The sequence below is a fragment of the Stenotrophomonas sp. 21LCFQ19 genome (assembly GCF_056861425.1).
The window spans coordinates 60,174-81,346 of the sequence record NZ_JBSPUF010000002.1; the positions used below are offsets into that span (position 1 = coordinate 60,174).

General features: G+C 63.8%; 18 protein-coding genes. 4 read left to right on the forward strand and 14 right to left on the reverse strand.

The window, feature by feature from the left end; genetic code table 11:
* Positions 1 to 5: 5 nt before the first annotated feature.
* The 14 genes from trxA to AC13FW_RS02525 form a co-directional block, all read right to left on the reverse strand.
* The gene (trxA, locus tag AC13FW_RS02460) at positions 6 to 869 is read right to left on the reverse strand and encodes a thioredoxin (protein WP_482988090.1); all 864 of its coding nucleotides are present in this window, start codon (positions 867 to 869) and stop codon (positions 6 to 8) included.
* Positions 870 to 1,372: 503 nt separating this feature from the next.
* Positions 1,373 to 2,107 (reverse strand): DUF2968 domain-containing protein, encoded by a 735-nt coding sequence (locus AC13FW_RS02465; RefSeq protein ID WP_482988091.1) that lies wholly within the window; start codon positions 2,105 to 2,107, stop codon positions 1,373 to 1,375.
* Between the two features lie 134 nt (positions 2,108 to 2,241).
* Complete coding sequence (locus AC13FW_RS02470; RefSeq protein WP_482988092.1) at positions 2,242 to 4,389, reverse strand: TadG family pilus assembly protein; 2,148 nt, start codon at positions 4,387 to 4,389, stop codon at positions 2,242 to 2,244.
* 8 nt (positions 4,390 to 4,397) lie between these two features.
* Positions 4,398 to 4,802 carry a DUF3613 domain-containing protein gene (locus AC13FW_RS02475; protein WP_482988093.1) on the reverse strand — a complete coding sequence of 135 codons (405 nt, stop codon included), beginning with the start codon at positions 4,800 to 4,802 and terminating at the stop codon, positions 4,398 to 4,400.
* Positions 4,799 to 5,629 (reverse strand): tetratricopeptide repeat protein, encoded by an 831-nt coding sequence (locus AC13FW_RS02480; protein WP_482988094.1) that lies wholly within the window; start codon positions 5,627 to 5,629, stop codon positions 4,799 to 4,801. The genes AC13FW_RS02475 and AC13FW_RS02480 overlap by 4 nt, the downstream gene beginning before the upstream one ends.
* 14 nt (positions 5,630 to 5,643) lie before the next feature.
* Positions 5,644 to 6,576, reverse strand: coding sequence for a type II secretion system F family protein (locus AC13FW_RS02485; protein ID WP_482988095.1), 933 nt, complete (start codon positions 6,574 to 6,576; stop codon positions 5,644 to 5,646).
* A gap of 37 nt (positions 6,577 to 6,613) precedes the next feature.
* On the reverse strand, positions 6,614 to 7,528 hold the full coding sequence (locus tag AC13FW_RS02490) for a type II secretion system F family protein (protein WP_482988096.1): 915 nt from the start codon (positions 7,526 to 7,528) through the stop codon (positions 6,614 to 6,616).
* Positions 7,525 to 8,880, reverse strand: coding sequence for a TadA family conjugal transfer-associated ATPase (locus AC13FW_RS02495; protein WP_296245986.1), 1,356 nt, complete (start codon positions 8,878 to 8,880; stop codon positions 7,525 to 7,527). The genes AC13FW_RS02490 and AC13FW_RS02495 overlap by 4 nt, the downstream gene beginning before the upstream one ends.
* Before the next feature lie 2 nt (positions 8,881 to 8,882).
* Positions 8,883 to 10,133, reverse strand: a complete 1,251-nt coding sequence (locus tag AC13FW_RS02500; RefSeq protein ID WP_282265471.1) for a CpaE/TadZ family protein — start codon at positions 10,131 to 10,133, stop codon at positions 8,883 to 8,885.
* 27 nt (positions 10,134 to 10,160) lie between these two features.
* The gene (locus AC13FW_RS02505; RefSeq protein WP_296246095.1) at positions 10,161 to 11,408 is read right to left on the reverse strand and encodes a type II and III secretion system protein family protein; all 1,248 of its coding nucleotides are present in this window, start codon (positions 11,406 to 11,408) and stop codon (positions 10,161 to 10,163) included.
* Between the two features lie 83 nt (positions 11,409 to 11,491).
* A complete protein-coding gene (cpaB, locus tag AC13FW_RS02510) occupies positions 11,492 to 12,550 on the reverse strand; it encodes a Flp pilus assembly protein CpaB (RefSeq protein WP_482988097.1) in 1,059 nt (352 codons plus the stop codon).
* 30 nt (positions 12,551 to 12,580) lie between these two features.
* Positions 12,581 to 13,063: a pilus assembly protein gene (locus tag AC13FW_RS02515; protein WP_482988098.1), complete on the reverse strand. Its 483-nt coding sequence runs from the start codon at positions 13,061 to 13,063 to the stop codon at positions 12,581 to 12,583.
* On the reverse strand, positions 13,056 to 13,589 hold the full coding sequence (locus AC13FW_RS02520) for an A24 family peptidase (protein ID WP_482988099.1): 534 nt from the start codon (positions 13,587 to 13,589) through the stop codon (positions 13,056 to 13,058). The genes AC13FW_RS02515 and AC13FW_RS02520 overlap by 8 nt, the downstream gene beginning before the upstream one ends.
* A 15-nt stretch (positions 13,590 to 13,604) precedes the next feature.
* Positions 13,605 to 13,799, reverse strand: a complete 195-nt coding sequence (locus tag AC13FW_RS02525) for a Flp family type IVb pilin (protein ID WP_481533272.1) — start codon at positions 13,797 to 13,799, stop codon at positions 13,605 to 13,607.
* 489 nt (positions 13,800 to 14,288) lie between these two features.
* Here AC13FW_RS02525 and AC13FW_RS02530 point away from each other — a divergent pair, with 489 nt between their 5' ends.
* From AC13FW_RS02530 to AC13FW_RS02545, 4 genes are all read left to right on the forward strand, one after another.
* Complete coding sequence (locus tag AC13FW_RS02530; RefSeq protein WP_296245990.1) at positions 14,289 to 15,242, forward strand: helix-turn-helix domain-containing protein; 954 nt, start codon at positions 14,289 to 14,291, stop codon at positions 15,240 to 15,242.
* Positions 15,243 to 15,448: 206 nt separating this feature from the next.
* On the forward strand, positions 15,449 to 19,567 hold the full coding sequence (locus AC13FW_RS02535) for an ESPR-type extended signal peptide-containing protein (RefSeq protein WP_482988100.1): 4,119 nt from the start codon (positions 15,449 to 15,451) through the stop codon (positions 19,565 to 19,567).
* Between the two features lie 54 nt (positions 19,568 to 19,621).
* Entirely contained in the window at positions 19,622 to 20,398 is a 777-nt protein-coding gene (locus AC13FW_RS02540; RefSeq protein WP_296245992.1) for an OmpA family protein, read from the forward strand.
* A gap of 109 nt (positions 20,399 to 20,507) precedes the next feature.
* Positions 20,508 to 21,113 (forward strand): DUF998 domain-containing protein, encoded by a 606-nt coding sequence (locus tag AC13FW_RS02545; protein ID WP_482988101.1) that lies wholly within the window; start codon positions 20,508 to 20,510, stop codon positions 21,111 to 21,113.
* Positions 21,114 to 21,173: the final 60 nt, after the last annotated feature.

Here is a 21,173-nt window from a genome sequence, read left to right on the forward strand (position 1 = left end):
CCAAGTTAAAACAGTAGCGAAGACATTTTGCGGCGGTAGCGCCCCACCAGGTCTTCGTCTTCGATCACCCGGAAGGCGTCGATCAGTGCTTTCCTGGGCAGGTTGTCGCGGAAGCTGCGGTCGATGCGCAGCATCTCGATGAACTGCTCCAGCGCAACTTCATCCTCGCCTGCCAACAGCTGCTGGATGCCCAGCAGGTAGCGTGCTTCCAGGTCGTTCGCGTCGGCCTGCAGGCGCATTGCCAGTAGATCGGCGGCGGGTGCGTCCTGCAAGGCGGCAGCAAAGTCCAGGCGCGCCCGCGCGCGGATGGCACGGTCGTCGGTGGCGAGGTTGGCCGGCAGGCCGTCCAGCAACTGCCCAGCCTCGGCGGTTGCACCGGTCTTGAGCAGTGCCAGGGCCAGATCGAGCTTGAGCTCGGCCTTGTCCGGCTCGGCGGCGATGGCCTCGCGCAATGCGGCGACTTCGGCCTGCGGGTCCAGTGGCAAGGCTTGGATCTCAGCATCGACGGCCGCCGCCGCTTCAGCGGGCACTACACCGTGCTGGGTCAGGAATTCACGCAGCTGGCCCTCCGGCATCGCGCCGGGGAAACCATCGACAATCTGCCCATCCTTGATCAGGAAAACGGTGGGTACCGAGCGGATCTGGAAGGCGGCGGCAACCTGTTGCTCCTTGTCGACGTCGACCTTGGCCAGCTCGAACGCACCGTTGTACTCGCCGGCGAGCTTCTCCAGGATCGGCCCCAGGCTCTTGCATGGCCCGCACCAGGTGGCCCAGAAATCGACCAGTACCGGGGTCTGCATCGATTTCTGCAGGACTTCGGCCTCGAAGGTTTCGGTGGTTGCCTCGAATACGTGGGGAAGATCGCTCATGGCTGGCTACGTTGCTGTCAGGAGCTTCCTTTATGGCGACGGCGGGGCGGGATCTCAACCTCTGTGGGGGTTGGTGCGGCAAATACCAGGCGAGGCAGGCTGCAGGGCATAAGCCACCGGGCTTTACCGATAGTGCCGTAGTGCCGAGCCATGCTCGGCAGAGGCTTTACCGACAATGCCAGGTAGTGGCAAGCCATGCTCGGCAGGGGCTTTGCAGGGCAATCGCTTGCCGCGCACGGGTCGGCACCATGCTCTGCCCCCTCCCTTTCGCGCAGCGAAGGGGAGGGTTGGGGAGGGGTATGTTCTTCGCGGGCTGATGCCGTGGTGGCATCTTGGCTTAGGGTCGAGGGCACCGTGCACCGTGCACCGTGCACCGCTCCTGCGGATGGTCCGGGGCTGAAGTGTTGCTGGCCGAGCCCTTGCCGAGCATGGCTCGGCACTACGAAAACGCCGCCTTTCCTGAGGGAAGGCGGCGTTCGTTTTTTTGCGCTGAAGCCTGGGCCTCAGGGGTGACTGGCTGGCTCCTGGGTGGTGGGGATCACCGGCGTGGCCGCGGTAGCCGGGGCGACGCTGGGAGTGGCGGGCAGGGTCAACTCGGGATTGACCTGCTGCGCCTGCAAGGCCTTGATCTGCTGGTTCAGGGCTTCCAGCTGGGTGTTGGTGGCGCGCAGGTCCGAGCTCAGCGCCACCGCCTGCTGCTTGCGCTCCTGCAGGGCATTGCTGACCTGCAGCGACTGCTGGCGTTGCTGTTCCACTTCCTGCTGCAGGCCGCGCAGGCGTCGCTCATTCATGGCGACCAGTTTCTCACTGTAAGCCTTGCCGGCCTGCAACCGGATCGTGTCCAGATAGACCTGGGCCAGCTGCTTGGTCTGGTCGGCGAAGGTGAGATAAAGCGTCTCGGCGTTCTCGACGGAGTCGGTGCGGATAACCCGCCAGAATTCCTTCTCGTGGAACAGCGCCACGTAGTAGTTCAGCGAATCGGCATGGAACAGCAGGCTGGCACCGTAGTTACCGTTGTAGGTGGTGCGCAGCTCGGTAAGTTCCTGGTTGCCCATCAAGCGTTTCAGCTCGGCCACGGTATTCCCCACCGCGCTGTCTTCGCTGTTGGCAGGGGCGGCCGGTACCTCGGCTTCACCGCGCTGCCAACGGCCAGCTATCGCGACCGGTGCCGTGAGCACGCCAATGACCAAGAGTAGTGCACAGCCAAACCGGCTCGGAAGCATTTCGATCCCTCTCATAAGTCCCCGTAATTCCCCCGAATTGCGATGGCCGTCGCATTTCATGAATGCGCCTTGTTGGTAGCCGAGCATAGCACGCGATCTGGCGCTGGAAAGCATTGCGGCGTGGGCCTCTGCACTGTTCGGGAAGGCGCTCATTCGACCAGCTGGCTGCGGCCGCATTGGATCGACTGCATGTGCACGTCGGTACGGCCCAACTGCAGGCCCAGGACGTCCGACAGCAGCGTTGACAGCAGGTTGCCGACGCCATCGAGCAGCGGCCGCAAGGTGTTGTCGATGACGGGTTTGAGCAACAGGCACAGCACGCTGCCGCAGCTTCCGCTGCCGGTCACCGGGTTGTAACCGCCGCTGCCGCTGAGGCCACCGGGCTTGGTCTGCAGGTACTTGGCCAGCGAATTGCTGACGCAGTCATTGAAGGCCAGGCCGGCGATCAGGCCCTGGCAGGATGTCAGCCCGAGTACGTCGAGCAGGCCGCCGAGCACGCTGGGCTTGCTGATCGTGGTCTCGTAGAGAAAGCCCTGCCAGACGTCGCCCTGCACTTTCTTGGGCGTGCAGCCCAGCAGCCAGCTGTCGCAGGTTGGGATCTCGGTGGTCCAACTGCCAAGTGCCGGGAGATTGGCGTCGCTGTTGCCGTTGGTCAGGGCCTGCACCACGACAGCAGGCTGGTACAGGCCGTTTTTCTTTGTGGCTTCCAGATATTGCACGGCCAGATCCTTGGCCGCATCGCTGCTGTTTCCCTGTGGTACGAACAGTGATTGCACGGTGCCGAGCAAGGCATCGACGAGGTCCGATACCAGCTTGCCCACCTTCAGGTCATTGGGCTTGACGGTGCCGGTCTGGCCTGCACTCAAGGTCAGTTGATCGCTTTGTGACAGTGCTTCCAGCGAAATTTTCTTGTTGAGCACATCGCGACCGAGCAGGCTGACCAGGGTTTCGTTGCCCAGCCCGGTGCGGCACAGCTCACGGGTGGAGTCCCATGGTGTGGTGGCCTTGCCGATGCAGACGTTGGCGATGGCGCTGGTGACGTCGACCTTGGCCGTCGCTGGTTGGGTTGAACAATCGATGGCGGTGAGCTGGCCGAAGCCGTCGATCACGTCGATGTAGGTGGGTAGCTTGATGCGCGTGCCCAACCAGTTCAGTACCGTGCCGAGTGCGGGAATCCGTTGCGAGTCGATATCCAGGAACAGCCGCACCTGGCTGTTGTAGGCGGTGGTGCCGACCGGGCCGATGCCGATCGAGGCAGGCTCGACAATGCTGGCCTTGGCTTTGAGCAGGCCAAGGACATCCAGCTGCGGAATTTCGACGGCATGTTTGGAATTGGCGATGGAGATGCTGGTGCCGAGCAGGTCGAGCGCATTGAGGTCCACATCCAGCGCGCCGTTGGCCGCTTCGCTACCGCCGGCGATCTTGGCGAACAGGCCCGCGCTGCTGGCGGTGGAGCCCAACTGCACCAGCGCATTGCTGATACCGGCGCCAAGCAGTTTCTGCTGCAGCAGGCGCAGGTCGACGCCGGCCAGTCCCTGCTGGCTGGCCAAGCTGGCCATCACTTCCAGCAGCCTGCCGACGGAGACCTGATTGGCGGCAAGCAGGCTGTTCAATTCACCGACGTTGATGTCGGTGGCTACCGGGATGCCCAATGCCTGCAGCAGTCCTCGGGGGGTGATCTTGAGGTTGGCCAGGCCCTGGTAGCTGGCGATCTGGGTCTGGGTCAGATCGACGCCCACCAATCGCAGCATTCCCTGCAGCGGTGCATTGCTGTTGGTGTTGAGCAGCCGCGAGCCGACGCTGAAAGCCGCCTGCGGGGAGGTGCGTTTGGCAACGGCGGTGGCGCTGATGCGCGGCAGGGTGGTGAGCTGGCCCAGCAGCGGCACGGCCTGCCGTGAGGCGGTGACCTGTACTGCATTCAACGGACGGTTGTTGGCAACGCCGACAAAGCGGGCTCCTGGCGGCAGTTCTGCGCCCCAATAGCCACAGTTGATGGCCAGTTGACCGGCAAACTGATTGTCGGTCAGTGCGTTGTTGCGCGCGGCCAGATTGTCCTTGTAGTCGGTGGTGCAAAGCTCGAGGCGTTGTGCGCCCGCCAACGCAGCCAGGTCAGCGGTCTTCTGCACATCACGCTTGCTCCAATACAGGTAGCCGACCTCGACCAGGCCAAGTATCACCACCAGTCCGAGCAGCAGCAGCAGCATCGGCAGGCCCGCGCCACCGCGTTGGCGCGCGGTGTTGGGGAGATCGCGTAGCGCGCGTGACGGTGATAGTGAAGACGGGCGCGGGCTGTCCATGGTGGGCCTCAGCGGCTGCCGCCGCCTTGCTTGGGATTGGGAAGCGCTGCTTCGAAGTACTCGGGGATGGGGTGATCAAAGCTGTTGAGATAGCGCTGGTAGCTGCGGCTTGCTGCTTCGCCGAGCAACGGCAGCGCTGTGCCGGGCCGGTTGCTGTCAGCCTGTAGTTGCAGCAGGGTGCGGGTGGTATCGCCGATCTGTGAGCGTGGCAGCTCGGCAAGGGAGGTGGCCGATACGGTGGTGGCTGCGGTCGAAGCGGCTGCTGCATCAATCGCGGTAACCGTGTTTGTGTTTGCGGCGGCACTGTTGTCTGCCATGCGTTCGATCAACGGCGCGTGCTGGGCCGCGGCCAATGCGCAGCTGCAGAATGTGCCCAGCAACATTGCTGCGGCAATGGACGCTGTTCGGATCACGGCGTTACCTCCTGCGAAGTGGGCGACGAGGGACTGAAACGATCAAGCATCGAACCGGGGGGGACTGGTGCATGCGTTGCGCTGATTGCTGGCTGCTGCGCGGCCAAGACAGTCGTACTGCTTGTTGGCGCTGCTGCGGGAATGGCCGCTGCTACGGGTTGTCGAAGGGTCCGCGCCAGGCGATAGATCTCGCTCCGGGTTGCAGGCGGAAGGTTCGCGCGTTGCATCATGCTTTCCGCCGAAGATGCTTGGCCTGACAGCAATGCCCACAGTGCCAGATTGGAAATGGCGCGGATATTATCCGGTCCCAGTTCAGCGGCCTTGGCCAGCGGCGCCCGTGCCGGTTCGACTTGGCCGGCCTGCAACAGTGCGAAGCCAAGGTCGCCGAGGTAAGCGACGTTCAGCGGGTCGGCGCGCACCGCATTGTCGAGTGCAAGTCGCGCGCCGGCGTGGTCATGCGCAGCTGCTGCGATAAGCCCAAGCCCGTGCCAGGCCGGTGCGGCTTGCGCGCCTTTGGTCAAGCCACGGTAAATGGTGGTTGCGGCTGCATCATCGCCGGTTTCACGCAATGCGTTGGCCTGCAGGATGCGCAGCTCCGGGCTGTCGCCGAAGCGCTGCCGGAAGGCGTCGATATGGGCCAATGAAGCGTAGTAGGCACCTTGCTCCTGCATCTGCTTGAGCAGGCCAAGGTACATGCCGCGATCGTCCTGCGCGGCTTCGACCAACGCCGGTTCGATCGGTGGTTGCTTGTAGGCGGCATGGTTGCCGCCACAGCCAGCGAGCAGGGCAGGGGCCAGTACGATCAGCAGCAGTGCGTTGGTCTTCATCAGGTTGGCTCCCATTACATTCCCTTGATCGCGGCAGCCAGCGAAATGATGGCCGGTCCGGCAAGTACCAGCATCAGCGCCGGCAGCAAGGTAATCATCATCACCACGGTCATCTTCACCGAGAGCTTGCCGACCTTCTCCTTCATCTTCATGCGGCGCTGTTCGCGCAGGCGCATGCCGAACTGCTTGAGCGGTTCCTGCACGGCGCCGCCGTGTTGGTGCACCTGCAATATCATCTGTATGAGGCTGCGCAGGTCGTCGTTGTCGAAGGACTCGGATAGCCGTCGCAGCGATTGTGCGCGACTGCGGCCGCGGCTGTAGCTGGCATTGGCGATCTGCAGTTCGTGGCCCAGAACCGGGATGGCGATGTGCAGCTTCTCGCCTACCATCTGCAGGCTTTGGTCGATGCTGAAGCCAACACCTTGCAGCAGGCGCAGCAGGTCGATCAGCAAGGGCAATTCTTCGTCCACTTTCCTGCGCAGGCGACCGGCCCAGCTGCGCAGCAGCAGCTTCGGCAACAGAATGCCAAGCGCAAAGCCGACCAGCACGATGATGACCATGTCGCCGCCATGCGGCCGCAACAACAGCACGGCGATGAATGGCATCAGCAAGGCAAGCAGCAGGCGGGTGGCAAGGAAGGCGGCGGTGCCAGTGTTGTGGTTCCAGCCAACCTGCTCCAACAGCAGCTTGTCCTCGGGTGCGAGCAGCGCTTTCTGCACGCGGCTGCCGTCGAAGTGCTGGCCGACGGCGGCAAGGTCACTCAGGCGCTGGCGCCACCAACCGGCTTTTGGCGCTTTGTCGTGTTCCAGGTGCTGGGCCGTGTCCAGAGCGGTCTGTAATGCCGCGCCCGCCTGCTGGCTGCGGCGCCCGCGGTAGAGCAGGCCGGCCGCAGCCAGTACCAGGGCCAGCACGACCAGCATCATGGCGATGGCGTACAGCTGGTTCATGCGGCTCTCCGGCGGAGGTGAGGGGTGATGGACGGCGTCATAGCGACTTGGCCAGCCGGTACAGCAGGAAGCCGCCAAACAGTTCAAGCAGCACCGCGATCAACAGGATTTTCTTGCCGAGCGGCTCCTGGAACATGGGCTGGAAGAAATCCGGGCTCATCAAGGCCATCGACAAGGCGGCGCCGACTGGCAGCAGCGCAAGTACCCAGGCAGACATGCGGGTCTCGGAGGTGGTTGCCTGCAGTTCGCGCTGGACTTCTTCCAGATCGCGCATGAAGTCGCTCATGCGCTGCAGGATCTGGTCGCTGCGGCCGCCGATGCGGATGCTGGTGCCGAGGATCACCGCCAGCATTTCCAGCGGGCGCAGGCGATAGGCCTGCGCGGCGTGTTGCAGGGCACGATCCAGGTCCATGCCTGCGCGGGTATAGGTCAAGGCGTTGTCGAGGATGGGGCGCAGTGGTGGATCGACATTCTGGGTGGCGCTCTGGAAGGCCATCGACAAGCTGTTGCCGATGCCGGCGATGCGCACCATGTTTTCCAGGAAGTCGGGCATCTGCGCGACCAGCCGCTGCTGGATCTTGTCGATGCGCCGGTACAGCCACAGCGCCACGGCCAACAGATACAGCGCCAGTACGAATAGGCCAAACCAGGCGCTGCCAAGGCGCAGGCCAGCGCCGATGGTGACGACGATGCCGGGCAACGCGATCAGGATCAACGTGCGCACCGAGTCTTTCAACCCTGCCCGACGCAGCAGCTCGGCCCAGCGTCTGCTCGGTGGACGGCTGTTGCGGGCGTCATCGGCGGCGTGTTGTGGACCAGGCTGCGAGAGACGGGTGTCGGCGTGGCTGGCGGCAGCGCGCTGCTGCACGCGGGTAGCGACGCCCCACCACAGGCCCATGGCCAGCGCCACCAGCAGCACTGCAAAGCTTCCGAGAAGCAGGGGCAGCATCATGAAGGAAAGCTCCCCATATTGGCCTCGCGCAGCTCCTGCCGGAACGGTTCGAGCTTGTGGCAGTGCGGATGGAAACCCAGACCTATCCAGCGGTCGCGTTCGCGGCTTTCCTGGTCGATCCAGGCTTCGTGCTTGAACAGCTCCTGGCTGGTGATGACGTTGTCGCTGACGCCAGTGATCTCGGTGATGGAGACGATCACCCGGCGGCCACTGCCCAGACGCGAGATCTGCACGATGAAGTCGATGGCGCCGGCAATCTGCCGGCGCAGGCTATCTTCGCTGCCCTGGAAGCCGGCAAAACCTGCCAGCATTTCCAGTCGATACAGGCAGTCGCGGGCGTTGTTGGCATGCACGGTAGCCATTGAACCGTCGTGGCCGGTATTCATCGCCTGCAGCATTTCGAGTACCTCGGCGCCGCGCACCTCGCCGACCACGATGCGGTCCGGGCGCATGCGCAGGCTGTTGCGCACCAGTTCGCGGATGCTGACCGCGCCGCTGCCATCAAATCCGCCCATGCGTGATTCCAGTCGCACTACATGCGGGTGATTGAGGGCCAGCTCGGCGGTGTCCTCGACGGTGATGACGCGCTCGTTGTGCGGGATGAAGGTCGCCAGCGCATTGAGCAGGGAGGTCTTGCCGGAGCTGGTGCCGCCGGAGATCAGGATGTTGCAACGGCCTCGCACCATCGCGTTGAGCAGTGCGTACATCGGCTTGTCGAAGGCGCCGCGCCCCAGCAACTCATCAGGGGTGAATGGATCCTTGCGGAACTTGCGGATGGACACCATCGGCCCGTCAACGGCCAACGGCGAAATGATGGCGTTGAGGCGGCCGCCATTGGGCAGTCGCGCGTCGACCATGGGGTTGGAGTCGTCCAGGCGGCGGCCGAGTGGCGCGATGATGCGGCGCAGGATGCGCAGCAGGTGGCGGTCATCACCGAAACGCTGGGTAGAGCGGCGCAATATGCCGCCGGCAGAAACATGTACGTCCTTGTAACCGTTGATCAGGATGTCTTCGATCTCCGGGTCATGCAGCAGATCGTCGAGCGGTCCAAAGCCTGTCAGCTCCTTCTGCAGGGCGCTTGCAACGGCTTCCATCTCGTGCGCGTTGACCGGGATCTTCCACTCCTTGACGAACGCGGCGGTCTGCGTGCGCACGAACTTGCCGATGGTTTCCGGCGACCAGGAGTCGATGTCGACGCGCTGGTCCTCGACATGGTTCAACAGGTATTCGTGTGCCGCCGACAGCACAGTCTGGAACTGCTCGGTCTGCTCGAACGGCACGTTCGGCACTGGTTCCACTGACAGTGCTGCTGCGGCGATGCGCGGGGACAAGGGGGTGACTTTGTCTTCCATTGTTATCTACCCAGCAGATTGGCGAGACGGGCCAGCGGTGACGCCGGTGCGGTGGTTGGTGGCGTTGCCAGCCGACGCCGGTCAAGGCGCTGCAGCAGTGGCTGCAGCGCCTTGAGATAGGGGTCGCGTGGAGCCGCATCGGTGAGCAAGCGGCCCAGGCCTGCATTGGAGCGCAGCACCCGCGAACGGTCCGGAAGCGTGGCCAACAACGGCAGGTTGAAGCGCTGCGCGATCTGGGTGTCGGCCAGCCCGCCGTTGGCATCGAAGCGGTTGACGATCAGCTGCAGGCGGTCGTCGCGCAGGCCGCGGCTTTCGAGCTCGCGCATGGTCTGGTCCAGCGATACCAGTGAACCGATCGCCTGGTCGGTGACCAGCCAGACTTCGGACGCACTCTTGAGCAGGGTGGTGGGCAGCAGCTGCACCGGCAGGCCACCCACGTCGCACAGGCTCAGTGGGAAGACACTGCGCAGACGATCGAGCAGGGAAATGGGTTCATGCTTTTTCAGCAGGCTGCCGCTGGCAATGCCGAGCAGGGCCATGCCGCTGGCATGGTGGGCGAAGGCGGTGCCGACGAAGGTACGATCCATCCGCTCGACGCTGCGTAGTGACTCTTCATAGCTGAAATGGCTTTCCATGCCCAGGTAGAGCGCGGCGTCGGCAGCGGGTTGGCCCAGGTCGATCAGCAGCAACCAACCCTGCACGGCGGCGACATCAGGCGAGACGGGGTTCTGTTCGGCCAGGCTCACGCCGAGATGGGTGGCCAAGGTGCTGGTGCCCACGCCTGGGCGGACCCCCAATAACACGATCAGGCGACCGTCGGGGCGGAGTTCCGGTGTCGCCGCAGCACGCATCGGGCTTGGGGCCGCGCCAACATGCTCGAAAACCTCGAGCATTTGAGCCGTGCTGTTGTCGATATCGACAAAATCGCAAACGCCCGCGCGCATCGCCGCCAACAGGTGTGCAGCCTGCTCCGGGCCGGTGGTACCCAAACCGATCATCGCAGGGCAGCCGGGCAGGGCGTGCAGCTGGCGGGCGAGGTCGGTCGAGTAGGCGGCATTGCCGCCGCAGTAATCGAGCAACACGAATGCCGAGCCTGCCGCTGCGTCCAGCAGCTGGCGCGGATTGGTTTCGCGACTATCGACCCAGCGCAGATTGGCCTGCCCCGCCAATACCGCACCCAGGCGCGCCATGTGGCGGTTGTCCGGTGCGTACAGCAGCAGATTCAATTCGGGATGGCTCTGGGTCTGGGGCAAGGGCATCACCGGGGGCATGGGGACACTTCAGCGTGAGAAGCCAGGGAGTTGGTCAGGGCTGGCCGGGTGCAGCAGCCATGCGCCCCAGACCGGAAGTTTGGGTTGTGCTTCGCGTTGGCCAGGCAACGGGATCTCGGTGCCTCGCGCCAATGGCTTGACCAGTCGCGGTGTCACCACGATCACTAGCTCCTTGTCCTCGCGCTTGTAGCTGAGGTTGCGGAAGAACGAGCCAATCACCGGGATGTCGCCGAGCAGCGGGATCTTGTTGACGTTCGAGGACAGTTGGCTGCTGACCAGGCCACCGATGACGAAGCTCTCGCCATCGCCCAGTTCCACCGTGGTGTCGGCGCGACGGGTGGAGATGGCGGGTATCTGGGTGCCGTCCAGGGTGATACCGCGGGTGTAGTCGAGGTCACTGGCTTCCGGTGCGACCTTCAGCGCGATGCGGTCTGCCGACAACACGGTCGGGGTGACGGTCAGGCCGATGCCGAAGGGTTTGAAGTTCACCGTGGTGGTGCCAAGCCCTTGCGGTTCAAGAATGGGAAGTTCGCCGCCGGCCAGAAAACTGGCGCTTTGGCCCGATAGCGCCACCAGCGTGGGCTCCGCCAGCACTCGCGCCATGCCGTTGGCCTGCAGGAGATCGATGTTCGCATCCCAGGCACCCGGGATGGATTTGGCTACCAGCTTGAATGCCGATGAAAGCGCGCCACCGTCATTGCTGCCGCTTGGTGAGGTGATGCCGTAGCTGAAGCCGCCATTTATGTTCTTGAAACTGATGCCGACCTGGCGCAGCACGCTCTTGTTGAACTCCACCACTTTTACTTCGACCTGCACCACACCGCCGCTACTGATGGTGGTTGCGTCACTGATCATGCCTTTTTCGCCAACAGCCGATGCCGCGGCTTTGCGACGGGCCTCATGCTCAAGCAGGGAGCCCGCGCTGCCCGAGAGCAGGGCTTGGCCGGCCTGTACGGTGAGCCCATTGGCGCTGCCGTCCAGCAGTCCGCCCTGTACCGCGTTGCGAACTTCAACACGGATGCGCGTCGGTGCTGCCTGTTTCTGCAGCCACAGCAGCAAGGTGGTGCTACCGGCGGATTTGCCAACCAGCAAGGCCTCGCTGTTACGACCGATTCGGGTGATGTCGGCAATGGAAGGGTCGGCGATGGCGATCCGCTCGACTCCGGCCGGCAGGTTCCAGGGGCGCTGCTCGTTGAGTTCGAGCACAACGCTGTTGCTGCTGGCCTGTGCGTGCGCGGTCTGGGTCAACGGTGGCATGAAACCACTCACGCTCAGCAGCGCCAGGACGAACAACGCAGGTGCGGTGATGGAAGAACGCTGGTGCAAGAGGATTCCCCCGGTCATGGCGAAGACTGCTGGTTGGAAGGGGTCGTGCCGCGGATGATCTCGATGGTTTGGCGGCTGGCCGGACGTGCGCCACGACGTCGTTGCGGTATTGCCGAAGCAACAGCGTTGGTGGAGGGGGAGCGGTTGTTGTCACCGGCCAGTGCGTTCAGGTCGATGCCCGCGTAGGCGCGGTTTTCCGGACGCGCAGCGGCTTCGGCTGCTGATTCATCGAGGTTGCCGCGCAGCGCAAGCACCGCAGCCGGCGTTGCAAAGATGGACTCGTCGGCCAAACCTGTATCACCTGGATTACGCAGCGCCAGGAACAACTTGCCGCTATGCGCGGCAAGCAACAGGCGACCTGCATCCTGTACCGGGACCGCCAGGATCGCACTGCGCGCCTGCGCCGCATCAGCGTTTGCAGAACCATTGCTGCGCCCATCGCGGGATGCAATGGTTTCGGCGCGGCTGCCTGGTTCGGGTGACGAAGTGCCAACCTCGTTGTTCTGTTCGTCGGTGCGGGCACTTGCTTGGCCCACATCGGCGCTGCCGTAGCCCAGTACCTGCAGGCGCGAAAGCAGCAGCCGGGCCTGGGTGTTGTTCTGGCCGCTGCCGGCGCTGGTTGGGTCCTGCAAGCTCATGAATACATCGACGTAATCGCCCGGCGCGACCCGGTTGCTGACCCCGGCAAGCTCGTCAACTGGCACCGCCACCGCGCGCTCGCCGGGTTTGATGCCAATGGCGATGCCCTGGAGCAATTGTTCGCTTGTGACCATCGCGCCGGCGGCAATGCTCCTCGCCGGGGTGCGTCCTTCCACCGCACTGATGGCGGTGTAGCCGTTGGCCGGTGGCAAGGCCATTTCGGTAATGGTGAGGTCGGCACCGGTGATCGGTTGGCCGGCAGGCAGATCCTTGCTGGCGACTACCACCATCTGCTTGGATGGATTGGTTGGTGGTGTCGCGCTGCTGACATCGGTAGGCGCCGTTGCGCGCCGGCCGATTCCAAAGGCCAGCACCATCAATAGCGCTGCGACGGCCAACAGCAGGATTGCAGCTATGCGTATTGCCTTGGGCATCTTGAAGCTCCTCCCCCTTGGAGTCCGCGTTTAGCGGTCGCCTAGATCCAGTTGAACAACGGCGGTACTGCTCAATGACTTGCCCATGGTCCAGCCCATCAATGTGCCGGTTCCCGGCATGAAGGGGTGCGCGTCATGGTCGTACGAAGTGGTTACCTTGATGCACTTGACACTGCTATCGGCGGCGCAGGCATAAGGTTGAGACACCGCGATCGGTGGTGTATCAGCGCTGCTGCAGCCGGCCGCCGTCTTGGAGTAGTTCAACAACCATTGCATCGAACGTGCTGCTGCCTGGCAGGCGTTGTCGCGTCGTTCGGCGGTGCTGCCGTAACGCAGCGATGCGCGCGCCCCTTCACCTGCTGCCAGGGCGAGTGACTGCTGGGCGGCAAAAATCATCACGCCGGTGAACGTGATGAACAGCAACGGCAGGACGCCGAACATCATCATCAATGCGAACTCGATGGTCACCACGCCTTGCGCACGCTTTCGCGAAAGAGCTCTCCACCTAGACATGACCACCTCCATTCGCCACGACGAGGATCATCGCCAGGCCGAGGTACGCGGCATAAGGAATGCCACGGCGCCCGCGACGTGCTGAGCGCAGATCCATCTGCCAATCCAGCACCAGGCTGGAACCCTGCAGGGATTGCACCATCCGTTGCAGGCGCAGCGGTGCGCAGGAGGTTGCCGTTGGCCAGCTCAAGGCGACAAGCGCGTGCACCCCGGCAGCCAGGCTGGCGATGATCCAGATGGGTAGCAGGACGTTGCCGCCCAGCAGGAACCCGATCACCGAAAACAGCTTCACATCGCCGGCACCCATCCAGCCGATGGCGTAGAAAGGCAGCAATGCGGCCAGCCCGATCACACCACCGAGCAGGCAGCTGGCAAGTGACGGCGGGTTGCCAATCTGCAACAGCTGCATCGCCATGACACACACCAACACGGCCAGCAGTGCCCGGTTGGAAACGCGCCGCGCCATCAGGTCGCTGATCGCGACCTGGGCGCCGAGCAGCAACGCCGTCAGATAGGCGATGGTCATGGCCGCAGCCCCGGCTCAGGTAGTGCCGGTGCCAGTGCCGGCGCCGCCAACCAGTTCGGTAAGTTTGGTGAGGACCGTCTGGAATACGGCTCTCAGGCCATCGCGTGCGAAGAATATGATCAGGCCCGCCACCACGGCTGCCAGCAGCCCATACTCAAGTGCGGTGACACCGTCTTCTTCCCGGAAAAACCTGCGCAGCTGTGCGTTCATGATGTTCTCCCTGATGACCCGGTGTCGGTGTTGCACCGACAGAAAGCCGGGCGATGGGCATTGCTGCCCGATTGAGGTCATTGGGATGCACATGACACCGGCAAGAGTGTGCCGACGGTCGCTCAGGTTGCCGGGTATTGCCGGCAGTTCCCTACCTTTGCTTCCGTTGTCCCCTGTCGGCATGCAGGGCATGCCCGGAAACATCATTGCAATCGGTCCCGGCCACGGATGCGCAAATTCGGCAAGAACGAATTGTTTTTCATATCTGTGATGGACTTCGCGATTAGGTAGTGGCGGAGCCAGCGTGAAGAGCTTTTTTTTTTGTCAGTATCCGAGGCGCAGAGGATAAGGAATGCGCTTCTCTTGGCGGTTCCGTAATGCGGATTTCAGGCTGTGCGGCAGGGGATTGCAGGTTGTGGTCGGTTACCTGCAATGGATGGTCGGGCTTCTGAAGCGCGTCCCTGACTCAGGGGGCGCAAAGGCGTTCACATGGATGCGGTAGTCGGCGGAAACGGTTTGCGATCATTTGATCTGGCGTCGCTGAGCGGCACGCTACGCGTGTGCCACGTTGAACTGGTGCTGCTCGATGATCAGCCACCTACGGCATCGATCACCTCCTTTGTTCATGACCAGGCCTTGTTGTGTACGTTTGAAATCGGCGCACGTACACGCGGCCGCTTCATGCTGCCGCTGGATTGGTGCCTGCTGGGATGCCTGCAGGCGGTGGACCCGGAAGCCAGCTGGTGCCATGGCGTGCCATTGGCGTCAGGAAATATCGTATCGGTAATGCCTGAGGGTGTTACCGAGTTTGCCTTGGGCGCGGGTAGTCGGATGACCTTTGTGCTGGTTCCGCTCAAACGGTTCCAGGAGCGTGCGGCAGCACAGCGGCTGGGCGGCCTTCTGGAAGAGGCGGCTGGCGTACCGGTACTGAGCAACCGCCCGCACGTGCCGCTGCAGGCTTATTACCAAGGCTTGCACGAGCGGATACACCAGGGTGAAGTCGGTAGCGATGAGATCGATGCGATGCTCGATGCGCACGTCAAGGAAGTAGTAACCAATGGCCTGCCCGAGCGCGCTGGCTGCAACCGCAGCCGACGTGCCCGCTATCTTATTTTCCGCCGCGCCGAGGACATGATGTATGCCAATCTCCGGCGCCATATCTACATGCACGAGCTGTGCGACGCCGCGGGCGTCAGTGAGCGGGCGCTGCGTTATGCGTTCGAGGAGCTGGTAGGGATCTCCCCGGTACGCTATCTGTCGATGCTGCGCCTGTGCGAGGCATGCCGCAGCCTGTCCAGTGCAGATGCAGGCCGCAAGTCGGTCAAGTCGATCGCGCTGAGCTGCGGCCTGTGGGATCTGTCGCGCTTTGCCGACAGCTACCGAAAAGTGTTTGGCGAGTTGCCGAGTGAGACCTTGATGCGCGGCACTTACTCCACGGCCTGAGCTGTGTCAGGCAGCTGAGTGATGCCCATCACTTGACCGCAGTGGTTGCCGAATACGTGCATTTGCGTGCCGCTAACGGGTATCGCTTTGCCAAATTGCCGTATGGATGTGCCGGATGCGGGCAAACCATCGGACTTGAAAGCGTTGTACTGGTCTCACGAACGAAGACCTGTCCGCTCCTGGAAGGGTCGAACCGGAGGCTCCACATGAACCGCATCTATCGTTTGGTCTGGAACCGCACACTCAACGCCTTCGTCGTGGGTTCCGAACTGGCCAGTGCACAGGGGAAACGTTCTGGTCCGGCAAAGTTGGCGCCGTCGGTGTCGTGGAGCCTGGCGGGCCTGGGCAGCGCCATCGCGCTGGCCATGGCCGGGCCCGCATCCGCGACCGACGCCAAGCTTGCCGACCTGCAGGACCTGGTCGCCAAGTACAGCAACACCGACGCACAGCAGATTGTCGCCACCACCCTGCCGACAGCTGGCGCCGGTGCTGCGCTCAATACCTCGGTGACGTTGCCGGCGTTGCTGCGGGTGGACGTATCGGCGGCAGCCGCGATCAAGCCGCATGTTGCCACTGCGCCAGCGGCGGTACGTGCACGGGTGGGTGTGCGCGCCTCGCTGCCGAAGCTGCATCCACATGGTGGGGCCGGTTCACCTGCTGCAGCGCTGTCAGTCGTAACGGATGCCGCGCTAGCAGTGAAGCCGCTGGCGGCTTCGGCCAATGCTGCAGTTACTGCCACGGTTGGCCCGCTGACCGGAGCCGGTACGGGATTGCAAGGCATCGCCGCGGTGCTGCTGCCTGGCAAGGAGGAGGGCGGAAGTCCGTTGCACGGAACATTGCTTTCAACGGCTGGCGCGGTCAAGGAGCTCACCGGCGAAGTGCTGACCGGCGAGCCGGTGGCAGCGGTGGAAACGCTCACCTCACATGTGGGCACGACGTTGACGCCGCTTGGCCAGCACCTGGGCAGCGGCGTTGAAGGTTTGGTCGGTGGGCTGCTGCCGGGCCAGCAGGGTGGAAGCCCGTTGCAGGGCACGCTGGCTGCAACGGTGGGCGCGGTCAAGGAAGTCACTGGCGAGGTGCTGGCAGGCCAGCCGGTCGCAGCGGTGGAAACGCTGACCTCGCATGTGGGGGCTACGTTGACGCCGATTGGCCAGCATCTGGGGAACGGCGTTGAAGGTTTGGTCGGTGGGCTGCTGCCGGGCCAGCAGGGCGGAAGCCCGTTGCAGGGCACGCTGGCTTCAACGGTGGACGCGGTCAAGGAAGTCACTGCTGAGGTGCTGGCAGGTCAGCCGGTGGCAGCGGTGGAAACGCTCACCTCGCACGTCAGCACCACGGTGACCTCGGTTACCGGCCAACTTGGCAGTGGCGTTGCAGGTGTGGGTGACCTGTTGCTGCCAGACGCAGAGCAAGGTGGCAATCCAGTGCTTGGCGCCGTGACCGGCACAGTGGGCGCCGTCGAGGACCTGACCGGCGGGCTGGTCGAGGGGACGGGCCTGGGGGGTGTTGTGAATGGCGTGGTCGACGGTACTGCGCCGGTGCTGGACGGCGTAGGCGATCTTCTTGGTGCGGTGGTGGGTGGCGTGACCGGCTCGAATACGCTGGGCACAGGTGTCACCAATACGGTTGGGACACTGACCGGCGGGCTACAGGACACGACCGGCGCGCTGGCCAACGGCGAGGTGACCGGCACGGTGCAGAATCTGTTGGAAACAGTCGACAACACCGCCTCCACGCTGCTCGGTGCGACCGGCAATACGCTGGGCGGCATCGCCGGCTCCGGGTCGGGTGTGAGTGGTGTGACCGGTGCTCTGAGTGGCGTGATCGGTGGTGTGACCGGCGGGTTGTCGAACGTTGTTGGTGGCCTCGCCGGCAATCCGGTGGTGCCCGCTGCACCGTCGGCACCCAGCTCAGGCCCATCAGGCCTGATCGTCGGCAATGGTGGTCTGGTTGGATCGGTGAACCAGTTGGTGGATTCGCCGCTTACCTCCATCCTGGGCGGTAATGGCTATATCAACAGCGGTAGCCTGAAGGTCAACAGCACCAACGTGATGCAGACCTATTCCGAGGTCTCGGTGCTGGGTTTGCCGGTGGTCAACCTGAGCCCGGTAGGCAGTCTGCTGGACGGGCTGGGTGGTTTGAGCACCGGCGGCAACTCGCATTTGACCCTGATCGGAGGGGTTACCTCCGACAGCTACATTACCAACATCAACAATGGTGACCCGGGTGGACTGCTTGGCCTGGTGTTGCCGGACGGCGCTCCGGGCTGGGCTTCCGACTGCCTCAATGTGCTCGGCGCGGTGACGGCCAAGTGCTGGGCGGTGCCTGCAGCGCAGGACTACCAGGTGCTGATCGGTGACGGCGCATTTGCAAACGGCTCCAAGGAAGTGGTGATCGGCAGCAACGCCGAGCATCGCCTGGCAACGCAGACGGCGGACCAGGTGTTCATCGATGCCGCAGGTGGCAAGACCGGGGTGCCGACGGCTGACTACGATGCGCGGCTGGGTAACTCGGTGGTGGTGGGCGACAGCGCCAAGGGCACCGCCAACGCGCAGACCCTGCTCGGTGCCGGTGCAACCTCGGACAAGGCCAACAGTGTGGCGCTGGGCTTCAAGTCCAATGCTGCCCGCGGTGGCCAGGACAATTACACGGCGTTCGGTTTGACCGCTACCCAGACCTCCATCGGCGAAGTGGCGGTGGGTTCGGCGGGGCGTGAGCGCCAGATCACCCATGTCGCCGCCGGCAGCCAGGACACCGATGCGGTGAACGTCAAGCAGTTGCGCGGCGCACTGGACCAGATTGACGATCTGGGGCTGGCCGCCGTGGTCTATGACGAAGACGCAAATGGGGTCGTCAACTACGGCAAGGTAACGCTGGGCAGCGGTCAGGCAGTCAGTGGCACGGTACTGGCGAATCTTGCGGCCGGTTCGGTTGCCGCGGGCAGCATGGAGGCGGTCAACGGGGGGCAACTGTTCGGGCTGGGCGGCTCGATGGCGACTTATCTGGGTGGCGGTGCGACGTTCAACGGCGGCGTGCTTGGCGCGCCGAGCTACCAGATCAACAGCATCGGTGTGCTGGGTGCGGTTTCACTGCAGTCATACGCAAACATCGGCAGCGCGTTCACCTCCATCAGCGATTCGTTGGCAAACCTGACCAACCTGTTGCCGGGCAATGTCCCGGGCAGCAGCGATCCATTGGCGGTGAAATACATCGCCGACGGTGCCGGAAATCCGACCAACGCAGTACGTTTGACCGGCAATGGCAGTGGTGCGGCGGTGGCCCTGGGCAACGTGGCTGCGGGCAATGTCGCCACGGGCAGCCTGGATGCGATCAACGGTGGGCAACTGGCCACAACCAATCAGGCACTTGCGTCTGCCATCGGTGGCACGCTGCAGTACAACAGCACTACCGGGCAATGGAGCGCAGCCAGCTTCAACGTTACTTCGATCAACAGTAGCGGTGTTGGTACCCAGCAGACACTGGGCAATGTCACCGACGCCTTGGCGGCGTTGGATGGCTCCATCGTCAACGTCAACAACCGCATCGACAACATCCAGAACGGTGGTGCCGGCAACCAGTACTTCGCCGTCAACTCAACCAAGGCAGCTGCTTCGGCCACCGGCCAGGACAGTGTGGCTGCCGGCCCGCAAGCCAAGGCCAGTGGCAACCAGGCGGTTGCCATCGGCAACGGTGCCAACGCGTCTGCTGCCGGCAGCGTGGCGTTGGGCGCAGGCTCGGTGGCCACCCGTGCCAACACCGTGTCGGTGGGTGCCGCCGGCGCCGAGCGTCAGATCACCAACGTAGGTGATGGCACCGAGGCCACCGACGCGGTGAATGTGCGCCAGCTGCAGGCTTCGCAGCAGGGCACCGTGCGCTATGACCAGAACACCGACGGCAGCACCAATTACGGCAGCGTGACGATGGGGCGCCCAGGCACCAGCACTGTCATCCACAACGTCGGTACCGGCGTGGCGCCTACCGATGCCGTCAATGTCGCGCAACTCAACAAGGGCATGGGGGAGGTCATGGACTGGTCGAAGAATTACACCGATCAACGCTTCAATGACGTAAGCCGTGACATGAAACGCATCGATGACCGTGCTTCCGCAGGCGTCGCTTCGGCGATGGCGATGGCGGGCTTGCCGCAACCCACCGAGGCAGGAAAGCGCATGGCGTCGATGGCGGCCAGTACGTTCCACGGTGAGTCGAGCATGGCGGTGGGCGTGTCCGGGGTCACCGATGGCGGCCGCTGGATCTACAAGCTCAGTGGCTCGGCCAATACCCGTGGTGATGGCGGGGTGACCGTGGGTGCTGGTTTCCAGTGGTAAGCGGTGCAACGGGAACCTGCAGGCATACAACCCTGGCTACACATCGAGGACGTTATGAACAGGAAATGGACCGTACTTGCCTTGCTGGCAACGCTGACCGCCTGTGGCAAGGGCAACGTGCGCGAGGAGTTCCCGGACCCGGCTCGCGCCTATCCCGCAGGCGGTACCTACGTGAACCTGGACAACCTGCGCCAGTACGCGCCAGGCATGAATAAATCCCAGGTCCAGGAGTTGCTGGGCACGCCACAGTTCAATGAGGGCTTGTGGGGTGTACGCAACTGGAACTACGTATTCAACTTCCGTCGTTCGGTAGGAGCCGAGCCGATCCAGTGCCAGTTCCAGGTCAATTTCGATTCCAAGGGGGTAGCCAGCGGTCAACGCTGGAAGCCGGACAGTTGCGCCGCCCTGCTGGAACCAGCTCCGGCCCCGGTTGCGCCGGCACCGCCTCCGCCACCACCGGTGGTGGCGCCGCTGCGGTTGTCGGCCGATGCCCTGTTCGCCTTTGACAGCGCCAACCTGTCAGCGGCGGGTCAGGCGAAACTGGATGAATTCGTGCAGGACCTCCGTGCCAGCAACGCGGCGCAGACGCTGAACATCATCGGCTACACCGATCGCATCGGCAGTGATGCCTACAACATGGATTTGTCGCGGCGGCGCGCGCAGAGCGTGCGCAACCACCTGGTGCAGCGAGGCATCCCTGCTGCTGCCATCCATGCCGAGGGGCGCGGCAACAGTGCGCCGCTGGTGCAATGCGATGAGGCTGCTGGTGCCGCACTGTTGGATTGCCTGGCGCCCAACCGCCGGGTCGAAATCGTGGTAGCCGGTGCCTGAGCCGAGGTTGCCGGGGTTGGCGACCGATGTCATTACCGGTCGCAGCCCTCACAATAGCGGCCGGTAGTCGTGGCAGCTGTGCCCCGGCCAGAGCGGGACAAGGTGTGCTGTGTTGAAGCGGAACAATGCAATGGTCTGGGCAGGTCCACTGGCGGCAGTGGTTTTCGTGGCGGCAGTCGTGGGTTTCGGCATGCAGCTGCACGGTTATGACCAGATGCGCCACCCGGTGTCGCTGCTCGGCGCGCGTGGCATCCCCAGCGGCACCGGCTTCAGCCTGCTGGGCTTCGTGGTGCCGGGCGTGCTGGCTGCGGTAGCGGCAGTGGACCTGATCCTGCGCATGCCGGCCACTGCGCCGCGTCCGCTGCGGGTTGGTGGACAGATGCTGTTGCTGGCCGCCATCGCCTTTGCCGCGATGGGCCTGTTCCCCCTCGACGTGGATGACATCGAGAACCGCGCCAGCCAGTTCCACGCCAGCGCCTGGTTGCTGTGGTTGCTGGCGTTCACTGCCGCCGCCATCGCGCTGCGGTTTGGGGCGGGCAAGGCCAAAGGCTGGCGGTCCTTGTCGACGCTGACCGTGGTCTGTGTGCTTTGGGCCGTCTGCAGTGCCTTCCTGTTCGAGATCGCCATGCCGGTGGCAATGGCGCAGCGCCTGGCGTTCCTGGGTTGGCTGGTATGGCTGGTGGGCGCGGCCCGGCTGGCACCGGCGCGCAGCTGAGCGGCGCGGCACAATCACCGCGCTGGCGGGGCAGGGCACGCGCAGTCAACGCGCCCGGCG